This window comes from Marvinbryantia sp. (assembly GCF_047017445.1).
Taxonomy (GTDB): domain Bacteria; phylum Bacillota; class Clostridia; order Lachnospirales; family Lachnospiraceae; genus Marvinbryantia.
In genome coordinates, this window is the sequence record NZ_JBKXTT010000002.1 from 239,754 (window position 1) to 256,892 (window position 17,139).

A 17,139-nucleotide genomic window follows, 5' to 3' on the forward strand; every position below is an offset into this window, starting at 1 on the left:
TCCTTTACGATATGCTTTACAGATATTTCCTTACTTTCTTCCTTTTTACTTTAAGCCGGCGTCTCGTCATATTTCTGAAAAAACTCCAGCAATTTGCTCCTGTATAACTCCGGCGCCTCATAAGCGCTGCACAGGTGGCGCGCCTCCGGCACCAGCACAAGCTCCTTTGGCGCGCTGCACAGAGAGTAATTGTGCATGGTGTTTTCCGGCATTACATAGGTATCCTTCATGCCGTGGAAAAACAGCACCGGACGCTCATTTTTCTTCAATGCCTCCGTGGTATCCGCCTCCTTCATGGAAAAGCCCGCAAAAATCCGGCAGAAAAGCTCAAGCCTGAACAACAGGAGTCCTATCCATTTCAGATGGAACCAGTTTGCCGCCATGTCCTGCATCTGTCTCTTCATGGAGCTGAATCCGCAGTCCGCGATCAGTCCCTTTACCTCGCGCGGCAGCGGATGTCCCGACGCCATCAGGATCGACGAAGCTCCCATAGATTCCCCGTACAGATAGATTGGGAGCTTGTTTTTGTTGCGCTTCGCAAGGTACCACGTCCAGTCCTGAACATCCTGCTGCTCCTTTGCGCCGAAGGTGATATATTCTCCCTCGCTCTCCCCGCAGCACCGCTGGTTGATGAGCAGCAGACTGCAGTGGTGCTCATGGAGAAACTGTGCAGTGTATGCAAAATCCCCATAACCGCTGCCCTTATATCCATGGCTCAGAAGGACAATGCGCTCTGCATTTTCGGCAGGCAGATAGCTGGCATGAAGCCGCAGTCCATCCCGGCTGCGGAGATAACAGTCCTGCAGCGGCTGCGCCTTAAACCACGCCACGCCCTCCTCATATTCCTTTTCAAACTTGTGCCGTGGATGGTTGATCTTTGCATGGGAGAGCGAAAACCACTGCTTCTTTATCTGCTTCCGATTTTTTTTGCAGCGAACCGTCATGTCAAAAAAAGACCATCCGAGCGCCATAAAGCCTGCGGCTGCTGCCGCCGCGATCGTTAAAACTTCAAATTCTTTCTTTTTCACTGGAGCAATCGGGAAAACCACTCCATCTTTATCTTTTCCCGTTCGTTTTCTACTATCCATATTTCCCTCCTGACACCTTCTATTATAATGTTTATTTTTATCTTTTCAACAAATTCTGCAAAAGAAAATCCCCACAGCTTTTCCATAAAAACTGCAGGGATAAATATAATACTTTCATTATAAACAGCCAACGCAGTATACGCAGCGCTCTTGTGCATCTGTGTTTTCGACGCTTCGTATCCCGGCGGAAGATTCCGTTGTCGCCGTGTATTCCGTTCCGGCATCATTACACATTTCCACGGTAATCTCCACGCGTTTTTCTTCGCCCGGCTCCAGATAGATTTTTTCAAATCCGGCAAGCTCCTTTATGACCGGCGCGTCGTCCGCCAGGTCGCGGCGGTAGACCTGCACGGTTTCTTTGCCCGCAACTGCCCCGGTATTTTTCACATAACAGGTCAGAATGCCGGTTTCCGGATCAATGTCAGCGTCACGGTACTCGAACGAGGTGTAGGACAGCCCGTATCCGAACGAGAACTGCGGCTCGATCCGGTATTTATCATTGTAGCGGTAGCCCACATATCTGCCCTCGCGGTACGCCACCGTATCCGTGCCCGGAAATTCGCCGAGCGCGTGCGCAGAGCAGTCGGTGTGCGTTTTATAGAAAGTCTCCGGCAGCTTTCCGGAAGGATTCGTCTCACCAAGGAGCACCTCCGCCAGCGCATTGCCGCCCTCCATTCCGGCGTACCAGTGCCAGACAACGGCTGACGCCCGGTCGACCCACTGTCCCATCTCCACCGGACTTCCGCCCATCATCACAATTACCATATCGGGCTTCACATCTAAAAGCTCAAGAATCAGCTCATCCTGCTCATACGGCAGTTTCATATCTCTGCGGTCATTGCCCTCACTGTCGTGGTCATGGTTAAGACCGCCCACATAGATAACAGTGTCATACTGCCCTGCAAGGCGCACAGCCTCCCCGCGCAGCGCGGCGCGCTTTTCCTTCATTTCCCGTGCAGTCTGCGCATTATCCGCCGCACGATCGTCCCCGGCCGCTGTCTGTCCGCCGCCGTTCTCCAGGCTCGTCTCCTGCCAGCTGGTATCGCTCTCCGCCGCTTTGTCACGGCAGTAGCCCGGCGTATAGTCCACCTGCACATTTCCGCCCAGGTGCGTTTTCAGTCCCATCAGCGGCGTAATCTCATAAAGCGCCTTAATCTCCGCGCTTCCGCCGCCATTTGAATGTACACAGGATGCATTCTCGCCAATCAATAGCACCTTTTTCAGTGCGTCCTTTGCAAGCGGCAGCCTGCCGTTCTCATTTTTCAGAAGCACCACCGATTCGCGCGCCGCCTCCAGCATTTTTGCGCGGTGTTCCGGTATATTATAGGTACCACTCTTTCGCGGCTCGTCCCCGATCATGTGCAGGCGCAGCATCAGCATCAGAATGTGCAGCACCTTCTCATCGACTGTGCTCTCCGGGATTTCGCCCGCCAGAATCTTTTTCTTCAACGGCTCCGCCATAAAATAATCGTCAAAGTCCGGCGTCACAGACATTTCGATATCTAGCTGCGAATGAGCCGCCTTCTCCGTGTCGTGCACGCCGCCCCAGTCAGAAATGACCACGCCGTCAAATCCCCACTCCTCGCGCAGTATCCTGCGCAGCAGGAAATCACTCTGGCAGCAGTGTTCGCCGTAAAGCCGATTGTAGGCGCCCATCACGGCGTACGCGCCTCCCTTTTTCACCGCATCGTAGAATGCCGGAAGATAAAGCTCGCGAAGCACCTGCTCGTCGATCTCCACCTCCACCCAGAGGCGCTGCGTTTCCTGGTTGTTCACCGCAAAGTGCTTCACGCATGCCGCCACATCCCACGCCTGCACGCCCCGGATGTACGCCGACGCCAGCTCCTTCGTCAGATAGGGATCCTCGCTGAAATACTCAAAATTTCTTCCGCAGAGCGGACTTCTCTTTAAATTCACGCCCGGGGCAAGGATCACATCCTTCCCCCTTCCGCGCGCCTCTGCGCCGAGCACACTGCCCATCTCGTGCGCAATTTCGCGGTTCCATGTCGCCGCGATCGCGCTATTGCAGGGAAGATAGGTCACATAATCATCGCTGTTTCCGACCGGCTTCCACGCATCCGGCGCAAATTCCTGCCGCACGCCCATCGGTCCGTCCGACATTACCAGCGGCGGAATTCCAAGCCGCTCCACACCCGCCGTCTGAAAAAGCTGTGCGCCGTGGATCATGCCGATCTTTTCCTCCAATGTAAGCTTTTCTAAAATTTCCCCGGCTTTCTGCCGTATTTCTTTATCTGTCATAGCTTCGCCCAAAATATTCCTTTCTCTGTAATACTGTTTTCCGGCGCTTTAAAGCTCACATAAGATTTCTGCCGTTGGCTCTGCCACCGTCACTACAGAATCATTTCCGCATATGGTAAGCTCTGCACCTTCTACACTCTTTAAGATACAGTTCACAAAACGGATCCGGCAGCCGTATGCACTGTCCACCCTGCAGCGGATTCCCTGCTCTGTGCGGTCGATTGCGAGAGACGTCGCTTTTTCGGCATCCTGGTAAACGGTTGTATCTACATGTTCCCCAGGCTCGTAAACCTGGAAGGTGAGCTGCTCCTTATAGGAATCCGTCGTGCGCTTTATCTCTTTGCAGACCGGCAGAATGGTATTCTCACGCACCCACAGCGGAATGGAGAGATAGCCGTGCTTTTCGTTTCTCCATACAGCACCGTCTGATTTTTCTCCTGTGAAAAAGTTCGTCCACTTTCCTGCCGGAAGATAGTAGGACGCCTCACTGCGGTCGTTGAAAATCGGCGCCACCAGCAGTTTTTCGCCGAGCATATACTGCCTGTCGAGGTACTGGCAGGCCGGATCGCGCTCAAATTCCAGCACCATACTGCGCATCACCGGAACGCCTGTCCGGGACGTCTCTGCAGCGCTGCTGTACAGGTACGGCAGCAGTTCCATTTTCAGCTTTGTGAAGAAGCGCACAACGTCCACCGCTTCCTCATCGTAAAGCCACGGCACGCGGTAGGAACCGCTTCCGTGCAGACGGCTGTGGGAGGAAAGCAGCCCGAATGCAGACCAGCGTTTATACACATCCGCCGTAGAGGTCTGCTCAAAACCACCAATATCGTGGCTCCAGTAGCCGAAGCCAGACATCGTCAGCGACAGACCGCCGCGCAGACTCTCCGCCATCGCCTCGTAGGTAGACCAGCAGTCGCCGCCCCAGTGAACCGGGAATTTCTGTCCGCCGACCGTCGCTGAGCGCGCAAACAGCACCGCGTCCTGTTTTCCTTTTTTGCGCTCCAGCAGCTCATAAACGGTTTTATTATATAAGTAGGTATAGAAGTTGTGCATCTTCACCGCGTCGGAGCCGTCATAATATGCGATATTTTCCGTCGGGATGCGCTCGCCGAAATCCGTCTTGAAGCAATCCACGCCCATGTCGAGCAGCGCTTCCAGCTTATCCTGGAACCACCGGCAGGCATCCGGATTTGTGAAATCCACCAGCGCCATGCCCGGCTGCCACATATCCCACTGCCAGACGTCGCCGTTTGTGCGCTTCACCAGATAACCCTTTTCCATGCCCTCCGCGAACAGACAGGATTCTTGCGCGATGTACGGATTGATCCACACGCAGATTTTCAGCCCCTTCGCTTTGATGCGCGCCAGCATTCCCGCCGGGTCCGGGAACACGCGGCTGTCCCACACAAAATCGCTCCAGTGAAATTCCTTCATCCAGAAGCAGTCGAAATGGAACACCTGCAGCGGAATACCGCGCTGCTCCATGCCGTCGATAAAGCTCATAACGGTCTCTTCATCGTAATTCGTCGTAAAGGAGGTGGACAGCCACAGTCCGAAGGTCCACTGCGCCGGGAGCGCCGGTTTTCCGGTCAGATCTGTGTAGCGCATCAGCACCTCCTTCATGGAAGGTCCGTTGATCACGAAATACTCCAGGCTCTCGCCGGGCACGGAAAACTCCACCTTCGATACCTGCTCCGTCCCCACCTCAAAGGACACCTTCTCCGGATGATTGACAAAGACGCCGTAGCCGCGGTTTGTCAGATAAAACGGAATGTTTTTGTAGGACTGCTCCGTGCTGGTGCCGCCGTCCTCGTTCCAGATATCAACGCTCTGTCCGTTTTTCGTAAATGCTGTGAAGCGCTCGCCGAGTCCGTAGACCAGCTCTCCCACGGAAAGTCCAAGCTGCTGGCGCATGTAAGCGTCATCGCTTCCCTTGTCATATGCCATGCCCTTCCAGTTTGTTTTCATATACGCAAGATCACGGTTTGCGCCCCTGGAAAGCAGCTCGCCGTCTCTTTCGTAGGTCATCGTGAACGGCAGCTTCGTGACAACCAGCGCCAGGCTTCCGCTGGCAATACGGATCTCGCTTTCCGTCTCCTCCACCTTAAGCGGTACGTTTTCGCCGCAATTCAGCTCAAACTCCGGTCCCTTTTTACACACGCCCAGATAGTGGCTCGTTTTCACGCGCAGAACCTCCGGCGCCGGAGACGTAACCTCGATTGTCAGATTGATTCCTCCCAGAGTGTCGCCGCGCTTCTCAATCCGCATGGTCGGGCACACAAGCGTTACCATTTTCTCATCTTTCTTTACAAAATAAACCTCCTGCGGGGAGAAGCATTCGCAGCCTTCCTTCTGCAGCCAGCATCCGTTTCCGAATTTCATATTGTCATACCTCCGTCTGTATCATTTTCATAATACTTTTATCATACCATAAACAGAGATTCCACACTAAAAATTTAAGATAAACTACAGGATTAATCTGACTTTCCAGCATCCGCCGGATATTCCGGAAGCAGAAACGGCAGCAGACATCTCACCAAAAGATCCCCTTTCACCAGTACTTTGCCATATACCTGTCTGCCATTTCTTCTGTAATCCGGCATTTATCCATAACTCTCTTTTTCGTTTCATTTCTGGGTATCTTAAGTTCGCGGCAGGTTTCTATCACCGCACGGATACCCGTATCCATGCCCTGCCTTATTCCCTGCTTTATTCCACGCTTCATGCCCTGCTTTTTTCCTTCTTCCACTCCCGATTTGTAGTGGTCAGTAAATGCCTTGCACATTGTGATTTTCTCCCCTTTCTTTTTTAATTCCCTGTAATAGTCCAGATGGTCCGTCAGGGCAAAGATTACCCGGTTGGTATCCTCCGGTAGTTTTTCGTATATTGTCCGGTTATCCTCCAGGTAGCGTTCCATTTCCTTCTCATCGTTCTGCCGCCTCAGGATCTCTAAAATCTCCCGCCAGCCACCCCGAAAGCAGGCGGTATCGACGTTTTCCGGCGTCACCACCACGATTGGATACGACTGTATATATTCCCTGAGCTCTCTGAATTCCCGCGGAACGCTTATCATCTCCGCAAGGTCTGAAGGAGCCCTCCAGGGTGTGGTGCCATAATAAAAAACCAGCGTGATTACCAGGCAGAGCTTCTCATCTTTATGAAGCTTCTGGTTTTTCTTTGTGCGTCTCTGCACATCATACTCCAGGGCATCCTCCAGCATTACGCGCAACGGCATCCCGTAATCCACGGTTGTCTGGTTCTGTATTGCAACGATGATGTATCCCGCATTCTTATCTGTTCCTGCCTTCCCGGTGATATCACGGAAGCGCTGTACGGTTTTCACAACCGCGTTCTCATCATCCTCTTCCATGTCCTTTACCAGTACCAGCTCTGTCGGCACCGTGACAAGCTGCCCTCTTTTCAGCAGCGGTCTGCCCTGTGCGAGCGCCCCGTTTACAAAATCGCAGAAATGCCTGCTGTCCCTCTGGTACTCCTTTAAAATAATATCTTTTTCCGCCAATTTCCATCCTCCTGTTTTTTATAGTATTTTTCTGAAATGTGCAGCCGAACGGCTTTGAATTGTAATCCAGAAACTACAGATTAGCACGCTTTCGTTAAAAACACTATATCACAGGAAGCAGCAGAAGTCAATATTATTTTCTTGTTGCATATAAATTATAATATGAGATTTCAAATTGTGCAAGTCATTTTTATAAATCATATGATATGTAAACCAGCGGCTATTACTGTGCCAGCGGCGTAAAAAGGAGGAATCCATTTCGGATTCCCCCGCTGCTTTAAAAATTACTCTACCAGCGATACTCTCTCTTTTACGATCTCCGTGAGCATTGCTTCTGCGTCTGCCATGCCAACGCCCTCAAGCTCCGCCAGCATTTCGTCGTAGTTTGCGTCGAACTGGTCTTCGCTTCCGATGATGCAGCTGATCAGAGAGGACCATGCGATCTCATCGAGCTGGTCGCCGATTTCGTCGAACTCCGCCGGTTTTGCGTATGCCCATACCGGAGAATACTTCGGTATCTCAAACTCATCCGCCTGCGGGAATACATCCAGCAGAAGATCCACGCCCCATGCCTCGCAGCCAGCCTTCTGCGCATCGTTGTACTCAGCGATCACAGCGTCTCTGCTTACGGTTGTGTAGGTGCTGCCGGTTTCGTCGAGCACGCCGGCACCGTAAACCGGGAACGGATATGCGTGGAAGCCAACGCCGGTTTTCTTTGCATAATCCTTATCGGAATTTGCGTATTCCACTTCTTCCGGCGTACGATAGCGCACCCCGTTCTCATCTACGAGATAGTTTTCTCCTTCGATACCCCAGTTGACCAGTACCTGTCCTTCATCGGAGCAAAGGAAATCAAGGAATTTGATTGCTGCTACCGGATCTTCGCATGCGGTCGTGATGCCGACGCCCTGTCCGGTGGTAAGACCCTGATACATCAGTGTCGGGCACTTTGTATCTGCGTCCATTGTCAGTGGAAGCGGAGCATAGGTCTTGCCAAGTTTGCCGTCCGCGATCAGCACCTTCTCGCCATCCTGGTAATCCCAGTCTGTATCAAGCAGTGCAAGTACGCGTCCGGAAGCGATCTTTGCAATATAGTCCTCATGTGTCTGCGTTGCAAATTCCGGATCAAGAATACCCTCATTGTACATTCTGTTCAGCCATCTGAAGTATTCCCTCTCTTTTTCGGAACGGAATTTATATGTTGCATTGTACTCGTCATCGATCAGCCACTGTCCGTTGTCCGGCGCGCCGTCTGCGATATAGCCTGCCGGATTTCCAAGCGTGATCATCCAGTGCCAGTCGGAGGTGGACAGGGAAATTCCAATGGTATCCATGCCGTCGTCCGTCTGCGGATGCGCCTCAATGTAGCTCTTCAGCATCGCCTCAAACTCATCCAGCGTCTCCGGGATCTTATAGTCATTCTCAGCGAGCACATCCCACTGCAGCTGCGCGGTACCCGCGCTCTTGAATACGGTTCCGCCGATCGCATAGGAGGAAAGCTGATAGATGGACGGATCGTCTACAGAATATTTCAGCTTGTCAAACTCTTCGCCGTACATCTTCTTGATGTTCGGACCATACTCTTCAATCAGATCGGTAAGGTCAATCAGCGCGCCCGCGTCGATCAGGCTCTGTGCGTCGCCCTTTGCATAGATCATATCCGGGAAGTTCTGTTCTGCGATCATCAGTGCGATCTTCTGGTCGTCGGAGCTTACCGGGTAATCCGTTTTCAGCTTCACGCCGGTTGCCGCCGTGATCGCCTCCGCCACCGGATCTGTCCACGGATCCTCCTGTCCGTCCGCATTGTAGAATGTCAGTTCAATGACATCTCCGCCTTCCGCCATCGCCGGGATGGAAAAGCTGCATGCTGCGGTCGCTGCTGCCAGTACAAGTGCGCCTGCACGTCTCAATGTTTTGTTTCTCATAGTTATTCTCCTTTCTACTATAAAGCCCCGTCACCGCGGGCTTTTTGACTTATTAATATCGCATCAGTCTTTTACCGCGCCGACGGTCATGCCGCCTACGAAGTATTTCTGCAGGAACGGATATACGATCAGGATCGGAACGGTTGCCACGATTGTGATCGCCATACGAACCGACAGCGGGGACACCGCGCTGGTCATCTGGTTTGCCGCATGCGGATCGATCTTGATCGTCGCCTGCTCCATAATCTCGTACAGCACATACTGCAAAGTCGGCAGCTCTCTCGCATACAGATAAGTGTCCATGAAGGAGTTCCACTGTCCGACCGCCACGAACAGCGCCACCGTTGCAAGCACCGGTTTGCAGAGCGGAAGAATAATCTTTGCCCAGATAACAAAGTCGTTCGCGCCGTCTATCTTCGCCGCCTCCTGCAGCGCCATCGGCAGACCGTAAATGAAGGAACGCGTCAGGATAATATTGTATACCCAGACAAGTCCCGGTATAATGTATACGGCAAAGCTGTTGCCCATCTTTAAAGTTCTCATCAGCAGCAGGTATTCTGGAACCATGCCGCCGCTCACATACATCGTGATAACAAAGATTACGGTGAACGGTTTTACAAAGTAAAAATCCGTTCTGCTGAGCACGTAGCTGATCATTGCCGTGCAGATCACGCCTGCCGCCGTACCGATTAAGGTTCTCGCAATCGACATCATGAACGGGCTCATCAGATTATTTTCCGTGAATATGTAAATGTAGTTGCTTAAAGTAAACTTACGCGGGATGATGAAGTTTACATTTCTCATCGTATCCATCGGGTCGTTGAAGGAAATCGCAAGCACATTTAAAAACGGGTACAGTGTAATAAATATCACAAACAGAAAGAACACCAGCAGCACGTAGTCAAATGCACCTGCGCGCTTTGCAGTAATCATTTCTGCCTCTTTTTTCTTTCTTGCCATTTTGCGCTCCCCCTTCTATATCAGCTTGCTCTCGCCGAGCATACCGGCTATTTTATTTGCGATCAGCAGTAGGATAACACCGACTACAGACTGGAACATACCGATCGCAGTACCAAGACCGTAATTGTTTGCGCCGATGCCGCGGACATATGCGAACCAGGAAAGAACCATCGCATGATCCTGCACGATACCGTTTGACAGAAGCATCTGACGCTCCATTCCAACGTTCAGCGCGCTTCCGACGCTCATGATCAGCAGTACGATAACGGTCGGCTTGATACCCGGCAGGGTGATGTGCCACATTCTCTGGAAACGGTTTGCGCCGTCCACCTCCGCCGCCTCGTAAAGCCCTTTGTCGATACCTGCCATCGCGGAAAGATAAACGATCGCATCCCATCCAACCTCTTTCCAGACATTGATGAGACATACAACTACCCAGAACATGGGGGAATTCGTTGACATCAGATGCAGCTTCGTATTGAGCAGCGTATCGATCGCACCGCCGTCATTCAGCAGCATCTTTGCAATGCTGGCGATGATAACCCAGGATACAAAATGCGGAAGATACGAAATCGTCTGTGTCACTTTTTTGAATCTGCTAAAGCAGATTTCGTTCAGCAGCAATGCAAATACGATCGCCGCGAAGGTGCCAAGCGCGATGCCGATGATACTGATCGCGATGGTGTTGATCATTGTCTGTGGAAACAGACGGTCGGTAAACGCCTTGATGAAGTTGTCAAAGCCTACAAATTTCCGCTCCCATATCGGAAGTGCGAAGGAATTTGGCTTTACCTCCTGGAATGCCATCGTCCAGCCCCAAAGTGGTACGTACTTGAAGATGATCAGCCAGATCAGAAACGGAACAGACATCAATAGCAGATAGCGCTGTTTCCACATCAGAGCAAGACTGAATTTTTGTTTCGCCACACGTTCTTTTTTCTTTTTACTCATAGTGTCGCTCCCTCCTTTTCTAAAGATATTATAAAAATTTGCTGAAATTTTTAATACCCTGAAATTATTTACAATTTTACCCGAATTTTTCTTGTTTTTACTCAAAAAGGTAAAACTGAGGGGGTTTTTTTCTGCATATTGTCTAAAAGAAAAGTACCGAAGAAGCGTTGCCGTGTCATTTTGCTCACATCTTTTCCGGTACTGTCCGTTGTTTTATACAGTTTCTGTATCAGGCGCTTCGACCTGTTTTTTGTATTCTCTTGGACTGATGCCCACATATTTTTTAAATTTTAAGTAGAAATAGTCGATGTTGGAGTAGCCCACGCGCTCCGATATCTGGTATACCTTCAGATCCGTCTCGGCAAGCAGACGCTTGGCATTTGTGATGCGTATGGTATCCAGAATATTGTTAAAGCTGTCGCCCATTTCCTTGCGGAAAATCTTGCCAAGATAGCTGCTATTATAGTGGAACATTTTGGAGAATGCCTCCAGCCGCAGATCCTTGTCGTAATTACGCTCCATATAATAGTACATGCGCTTAATAACATTATCGGAACCTGCGCAGCCCACTTTAATACACAACTCCTGCAGCGCGCCGCAGTAGCCCTCCATCAGATCATCCAGCTTTTCCACGCCGTTAATTTTTTCCATCAGATCCGATGGTCCCAGCTTCTGCACCTCGTATTTTTTCTCTGCCCAGTTACGTATCTGCATGAGGTTATACATTACCTGTATCTTGATATCCATCTCCTTCATCATGCCCTTGAGACAGTATTGCCGGAACCGCTTCACACACCTGGCGATGCCGTCCATATCGCCCACCTCGATCAGCATGCAGAAATAATCGACGGACGGATTTTCCGCAATGTGACCCTGGTTCTCGATCGTGTCCATCGACATCACGCTGCAGCCTCCGAACAGAAATTCATGCTCCAGCAGATATTTTGCGAACTCATAGGAATGGGTGAGATCATACCAGTTGCTCACGTTATGCCCGACCGCGATTACCAGCTCATGCCCGAATCTTTTTCCGATGCGGGCGTTTTTCTGTGCCAGAAGATTCGCCCACGTCCGGTAGTCCATGTCCTTCTGGATGGCCACCACGCAGTTGTCCATCAGCACCCGGTCCGCACACAGATCGCGGCTGCCAAGCAGCTCCTCCACCTTTTCCGTGAAAATGCGGTTTTCATTTCCCGGCATCAGATCCTTATCGGAAATGACTGCCGCGCAGAACACCGGACCGGAATAATCCATCTGGTACCGCTTCATCTGCTCCTCCATTTTTTCGCGGCTCTCCAGGCGGAGAAGAATCCGGCGCAGAAGCTCTTCCCTTGCAATTTCCTCGTTGCTGCTGTGCCAGGCAAGCTCGCCCTCCTTTTTGCAGATATCCCGATAAAGCTTGCGCATGATATCGGTCAGCTCGTCCTCATCGATCGGCTTTAGCAGATATTCCTTCACCCCAAGCTGGATCGCGGATTTTGCAAATTCAAACTCCGAGTAGCCGGTGAGGATGACAAAATAACCATTATAGTTTTTCTCCCGCGCAGCGCGGATCAGATCGATGCCGGAAAGCCCCGGCATTTTGATATCGACCAGCGCAACGTCCGGCTCATACTGCAGCAGCTTCTCCAGACCGTCGCGCCCGTCCCTGCCCTCCGCGCAGATACAAAAGCCCTCTTTCTCCCAGTCGATCAAATCGCGGATGCCCATTCTCACGATTTCCTCATCATCGATAATCATTACTTTATACATGATTTTTCTCCTCCCCTGGCAGCAAAATGATCACGGTGGTACCGCCGCCCGGCGTACTGTCTATCTGTATACCGTATTCATCGCCGTACCGCAGGCGGATACGCCGGTGCACATTGCCTACGCCAATGTGCTTATTCGTCTGCGTCTCACGATTCATGCTCTCGCGCAGCTTCTTCAAAGTCTCTTGGTCCATGCCGACGCCATCGTCCCGGATCGTGATGCACACATTTTTATCCTGGCGGATAACCGTAATGTCGATATGTCCGATACCCTCCTTGATCTCCAGACCGTGGATAATGGAATTTTCCACGATCGGCTGCATCAGCAGCGGAAATACATGGTACTCCTCCAGATCCTTTTCGATGTATATCTGATACTGTATGCGCTCTCCGAAACGGTATTTCTGAATTTCCAGATAGCACTCGATCAGATCGGTTTCCATCTGCAGGGTAACGTCCTGGCTGCCCGCCTGGATATTCTTGCGCAGAATTTTGGCAAGCATCTTTACAAGGCGCTCGATATCGTACTGTCCGTTCACCCTCGCTTTCATGCGGATTGTCTCCAGCGTATTATAGAGGAAATGCGGATTGATCTGGCTGGCAAGCATTTTGTATTCTGCATCCTTCTGTTCCGTTTTCAGCTTCTCTGCGCGCAGCCGCTCGCGGTAAACCTCCGAGAGCAGCCTGCGGATCTCAGAAATCATCGTGCCCAGGTAATCATAAAGCTCGCTGATTTCGTCGCTGCCGCCCAGAGTGCTGACCAGATCAAACTCGCCCGCCGCAGCGCGCTGCATCTGCTCGTGGAACTGCCCCACGCGCTTTCCAAACGACCAGGAAAAGCCGATGATCATCATCACAGACAGTCCGGCGCCCATCATAAAGATAATGATACTGCCGCGATTCTGCTTGTCTACTTCCTCAAGAATTTCGTCCAGAGAGCGCAGGCTGACAATCTGAATGCAGTCCCCCGATTCCGGGATCTCAATGCCTGCACATGTAAGCACATATTTTTCCCTTCCGACTGTGATATCAGACTGGTGCGTCTCACCGTCCGGCTCCGGCAACAGCTCGCAAATGTCCGCAAAATCGACCGTGTTTGCCGTCCTTTTTGCCACCATCGTCTCGCCGTTGAGCACCAGCATCACATCGCTGCCGCCCGTTCCGAGAATTTCCGTCAGATATCCCGGACGGATATACACTACCAGCACGCCGACCTCCTCACCCTTTTTTGTCCGTATCAGACGCGTGAGCGTAAGGCTCTCATACCCCTCCGTATCCATTCTCAGATATTGCCAGATCGCGCCGCCCTTTTTATTTTTCGCCGCCTGGTACCACTCCTGCTCCCGGATTTCGTCGTCCACCTTCACAAAATGAGAATTTCCCCGCAGGGTATCGTTCTCCATATATACGCTGATCCACGAGATGCGATTGTTGTAATAATTTCCATACTGCGTAAAAGCGGTATAATCGCGGAAATCATTTACCATCTCCTGGTAATCTGTGTATTCCTTCGCCGCAATATTTTCCAGCTTTTCATCGAAGAAAAAATATTTTGACACCATAGAAACCGTGGACAAAAGCTCCTGCGTCTGCTGGCGTACCATCTCCATCTCCGTGACCTCGGCGGTTTTCGCCTGATCCGTCAAAGTGCGCTTCGAGCCGCTGATCAGATACACTCCGATGCAGAGGGAAGGCAGCGCTCCGCCCAGCAGATACAGAAGCACCATACGGTAGCGCAGCTTCATTCCGAGAATTTTCCCAATGATCTTCTGAAATCCGGCTTTTATCTTCTCCATGCTTCCTCCCACACGTTCTTTTCCTCATCCCTGCAAATCCGTCTTCCCCGCATACAGCACCGCAGATCCTTTTTTCTCCGCACGTGGCACCGCAGCCCCATTTTCCCGCACATAGCTCCGCCAGCCCTCTACTTCATCTTCACACGCAGTACTGCCGGGAGCGTCTGCTGCCGCAGCGGTATTTTTACGTGCAGCCCGTCGCCATCTGTATGCCAGGATATATTTTCCCGCTCCCCCAGCAGCGATACATGCTTGATCAGCCCGTGAAATTCCGGCAGATTCTGATCCCTTGCATCGCGCAGGGAACGCACCGTAAGGCAGCCGGACTGTGGATATCGCATTACAAATACATACACGCTGTCGCCGCGCGCCGTGAAACGAAAATCCTGCTCCGTATACCGCAGGGGCTTCATGTCGGCAAACTGCCCCTCCGCCGCCTGCGTCGGTCCCTCCGCGCTCACGCGCCACACACGGCTATGATAAACTGCCTCGCCGTTCACCTTCAGCCAGGCGCCAATCCCGCGCAGAATTTTCTGGTCCGTCTCCGGGATACTGCCGTCCCCGCGCGGTCCGATATTCAGCAGCATATTTCCGTTTTTGCTGACCGCCTCGATCAGAAGGCGCAGAATTTCCTCCGCCGTCCGGTATTCCAGCGTATCCGTGTAACACCAAGAATTGCGGGCAATAGAGGTGTCCGTCTGCCACAAATACGGCTTCGGTTCGCGAAACGTCCCTCGCTCTACCTCCGGGATGCCGCTTCCGAACATCATCGCGTCGTGCTTGTAGCAGATCGCCGTCGGCATTCCCCAGGCTTTTCCTCTATTATAATAATAGGCAGCCACCCTTTTCAGGTACGGCTTAAACGCTTCGTGCTGAATCCACCAGTCGAAATACAGAAGCTCCGGCTGATAATGATCGATCAGCTCGCAGGTGCGCAAAAGCCAGTCCTGCAGAAATTCTTCGTCCGGATACGGCTGACTTTGGAGGCTCTGATTGTCCGGCTCCTCCATCGCCGGCCAGTAAAAATCGCCGCGCCGAAGCGGTTCTTTTACATCGCTTGGAAATTCCTTTCCGTGTCCCATAAAAAACCAGTGCTCCGCCCGGTGCGAGGACGTGCAGAAGTGAAGTCCCTGCGCCTTTACGGCTTCCTTCAGCTCGCCGAGGATATCGCGGCGCGGTCCCATCTCATACGCATTCCAGCAGGAAATACGGCTTTTGTACATCTGAAAGCCGTCGTGGTGCTCCGCCACCGGAAATACGTAGCGCGCGCCGGACGCTTTGATAAGCTCCGCCCACTCGTCCGGGCAGAATTTTTCCGCCCGAAACAACGGAATGAAATCCTTGTAGCCAAATACGGTATGATCGCCGTATGTCCGCCGATGATACTCCCACTCCTCCTTATTCCGAATATACATATTGCGGGAATACCACTCATTATTGTGTGCCGGAATGCTGTAAAGCCCCCAGTGAATAAAAATCCCGAACTTCTCCCGTCCGAACCATGCAGGCATCTCCATTCCTGCAAGCGACTCCCAGTCGTCGCGGTAGGGTCCCTCCCCAATCACACGCGTGATCCGCTCAAGCTCCTGCTGCATAACCGCTCCCTCATTTTCTTTCTGTGATAACCGGCGCACCGGCCTTTCTCCTTTCATTGTATCATTTTCCATAAAAAATACAAACAACGGCATTCCCCTAATAATTTGACATCTTTATCCCTCTTTTTTCGACATTCTCCCGCCGGACTCTGCAAAATTCCGTAAAACCACACAAATGCAGCAAAATCCCCCAAAACAGCTGATATGCCGCTTTGGGGGATACCTCCATGCATAGCCATTCAATCGCCCGTCTCAGCCTCCCGCTCCTGAAAATCGGCTGCATTTTCTTTTGTGATCTTCGCGTAGGGCAGATAGATATAATGCTCGTTCTCAAAAGCAATCTCATCCATACCCTCGCCGGTGATGAGGGCGGCGGTCAGCTTTACCATTGCCTGCGCCTGTCCCTCCTTATCGTTATATACGGTTCCCGCCACTTTACCGTCCAGAACCGCCTCCAGTCCCACGTCCGTTCCGTCGATTCCGAAGAATACCGGTATTTTCTCCTCTGCGATGTTCAGCGATTCATAGGCGTCGATCGCGCCAAGAATCATGTCGTCGTTGTTGGCAAGCACCAGCTCAATCTCATTCGGGTATTGCCCGATCATCTGCGTCATGCGGTTCTGCGCCTGGGCGCGGCTCCAGTTGGCGATACCGTAGCTGAGCTTTTCCAGGCGGATATCATTTTTCTTTAACGTGTCCACCGCGTTCTCTGTGCGGATGATCGCATCCTGGTGTCCCGGCTCACCCTCCAGCACAACATACTGAATCTTCCCGTCGCCGTTGCGGTCGACATCCTCATTTTCCTTTATATATTCCGCCGCCAGTTCGCCCTGCATAATGCCGGACTGTTCCGCATAGGCGCCCACATAATACAGTCCGCTCCACTGCGACATATCCTCCGCTACCGGCTCCCGGTTAAAAAAGATAATCGGCACATCGCGATCCCTTGCAAGGTCGATGATCTCTGACGGATCTGTCCTGTCTACCAGGTTCACACAAAGCACATTGCACCCGGCATCCAAAAGCTCCTTAATCTGGTCGTTTTGTGTCCGCTGCAGACCGGCGGCGTCCAGCACGGTCACGGTGACGGAAAGCCCTTCCTCCCGGTACTGTCCAATCTGTTCCCGGTAGCAGTCGATCAGCGAGCTGATAAACGTATCGCTTTTGTCATAGCAGGCAACGCCGACCTGGATCTGTTTTCCCTCGTCCGCCTTTGACGCGCTGCAGCCGCACAGCAGAAGCGCCGCCGCTCCCGCTGCGATTCCTGCCAGATAAACGTTCTTCCTTCTCATAT

Annotated in this window: 11 protein-coding genes; all 11 read right to left on the bottom strand. The window is 52.0% G+C overall.

The genetic code is table 11. From position 1 onward, the window contains the following. Positions 1 to 50 precede the first annotated feature (50 nt). The 11 genes from ACLU9Q_RS03080 to ACLU9Q_RS03130 all read right to left on the bottom strand — a co-directional run bounded on the left by ACLU9Q_RS03080 (position 51) and on the right by ACLU9Q_RS03130 (position 17,137). A complete protein-coding gene (locus tag ACLU9Q_RS03080; RefSeq protein ID WP_302592291.1) occupies positions 51 to 1,088 on the bottom strand; it encodes an alpha/beta hydrolase in 1,038 nt (345 codons plus the stop codon). A 117-nt stretch (positions 1,089 to 1,205) separates the two neighbouring features. Then, positions 1,206 to 3,347 carry a glycoside hydrolase family 3 C-terminal domain-containing protein gene (locus ACLU9Q_RS03085; protein WP_302592289.1) on the bottom strand — a complete coding sequence of 714 codons (2,142 nt, stop codon included), beginning with the start codon at positions 3,345 to 3,347 and terminating at the stop codon, positions 1,206 to 1,208. Positions 3,348 to 3,395: 48 nt separating this feature from the next. Continuing rightward, positions 3,396 to 5,729, bottom strand: coding sequence for an alpha-xylosidase (gene yicI / locus ACLU9Q_RS03090; protein WP_302592288.1), 2,334 nt, complete (start codon positions 5,727 to 5,729; stop codon positions 3,396 to 3,398). 169 nt (positions 5,730 to 5,898) lie between these two features. Next, positions 5,899 to 6,867 (bottom strand): Rpn family recombination-promoting nuclease/putative transposase, encoded by a 969-nt coding sequence (locus ACLU9Q_RS03095; RefSeq protein ID WP_296831716.1) that lies wholly within the window; start codon positions 6,865 to 6,867, stop codon positions 5,899 to 5,901. A gap of 284 nt (positions 6,868 to 7,151) precedes the next feature. Then, positions 7,152 to 8,792 (bottom strand): extracellular solute-binding protein, encoded by a 1,641-nt coding sequence (locus ACLU9Q_RS03100; RefSeq protein WP_296831718.1) that lies wholly within the window; start codon positions 8,790 to 8,792, stop codon positions 7,152 to 7,154. A 63-nt stretch (positions 8,793 to 8,855) separates the two neighbouring features. Further along, on the bottom strand, positions 8,856 to 9,752 hold the full coding sequence (locus ACLU9Q_RS03105; RefSeq protein WP_296831720.1) for a carbohydrate ABC transporter permease: 897 nt from the start codon (positions 9,750 to 9,752) through the stop codon (positions 8,856 to 8,858). Positions 9,753 to 9,767: 15 nt separating this feature from the next. Further along, entirely contained in the window at positions 9,768 to 10,703 is a 936-nt protein-coding gene (locus tag ACLU9Q_RS03110; RefSeq protein WP_296831723.1) for an ABC transporter permease, read from the bottom strand. 213 nt (positions 10,704 to 10,916) lie between these two features. Continuing rightward, positions 10,917 to 12,455 (bottom strand): response regulator, encoded by a 1,539-nt coding sequence (locus ACLU9Q_RS03115; protein WP_296831725.1) that lies wholly within the window; start codon positions 12,453 to 12,455, stop codon positions 10,917 to 10,919. Beyond that, positions 12,448 to 14,250, bottom strand: coding sequence for a sensor histidine kinase (locus tag ACLU9Q_RS03120; RefSeq protein WP_296831727.1), 1,803 nt, complete (start codon positions 14,248 to 14,250; stop codon positions 12,448 to 12,450). Before ACLU9Q_RS03120 ends, ACLU9Q_RS03115 begins: the two co-directional genes overlap by 8 nt. A gap of 128 nt (positions 14,251 to 14,378) precedes the next feature. Continuing rightward, positions 14,379 to 15,902 (bottom strand): alpha-L-fucosidase, encoded by a 1,524-nt coding sequence (locus tag ACLU9Q_RS03125; RefSeq protein WP_296831729.1) that lies wholly within the window; start codon positions 15,900 to 15,902, stop codon positions 14,379 to 14,381. A 182-nt stretch (positions 15,903 to 16,084) separates the two neighbouring features. Beyond that, on the bottom strand, positions 16,085 to 17,137 hold the full coding sequence (locus tag ACLU9Q_RS03130) for a galactose ABC transporter substrate-binding protein (protein WP_296831731.1): 1,053 nt from the start codon (positions 17,135 to 17,137) through the stop codon (positions 16,085 to 16,087). Between the last annotated feature and the right edge of the window lie 2 nt (positions 17,138 to 17,139).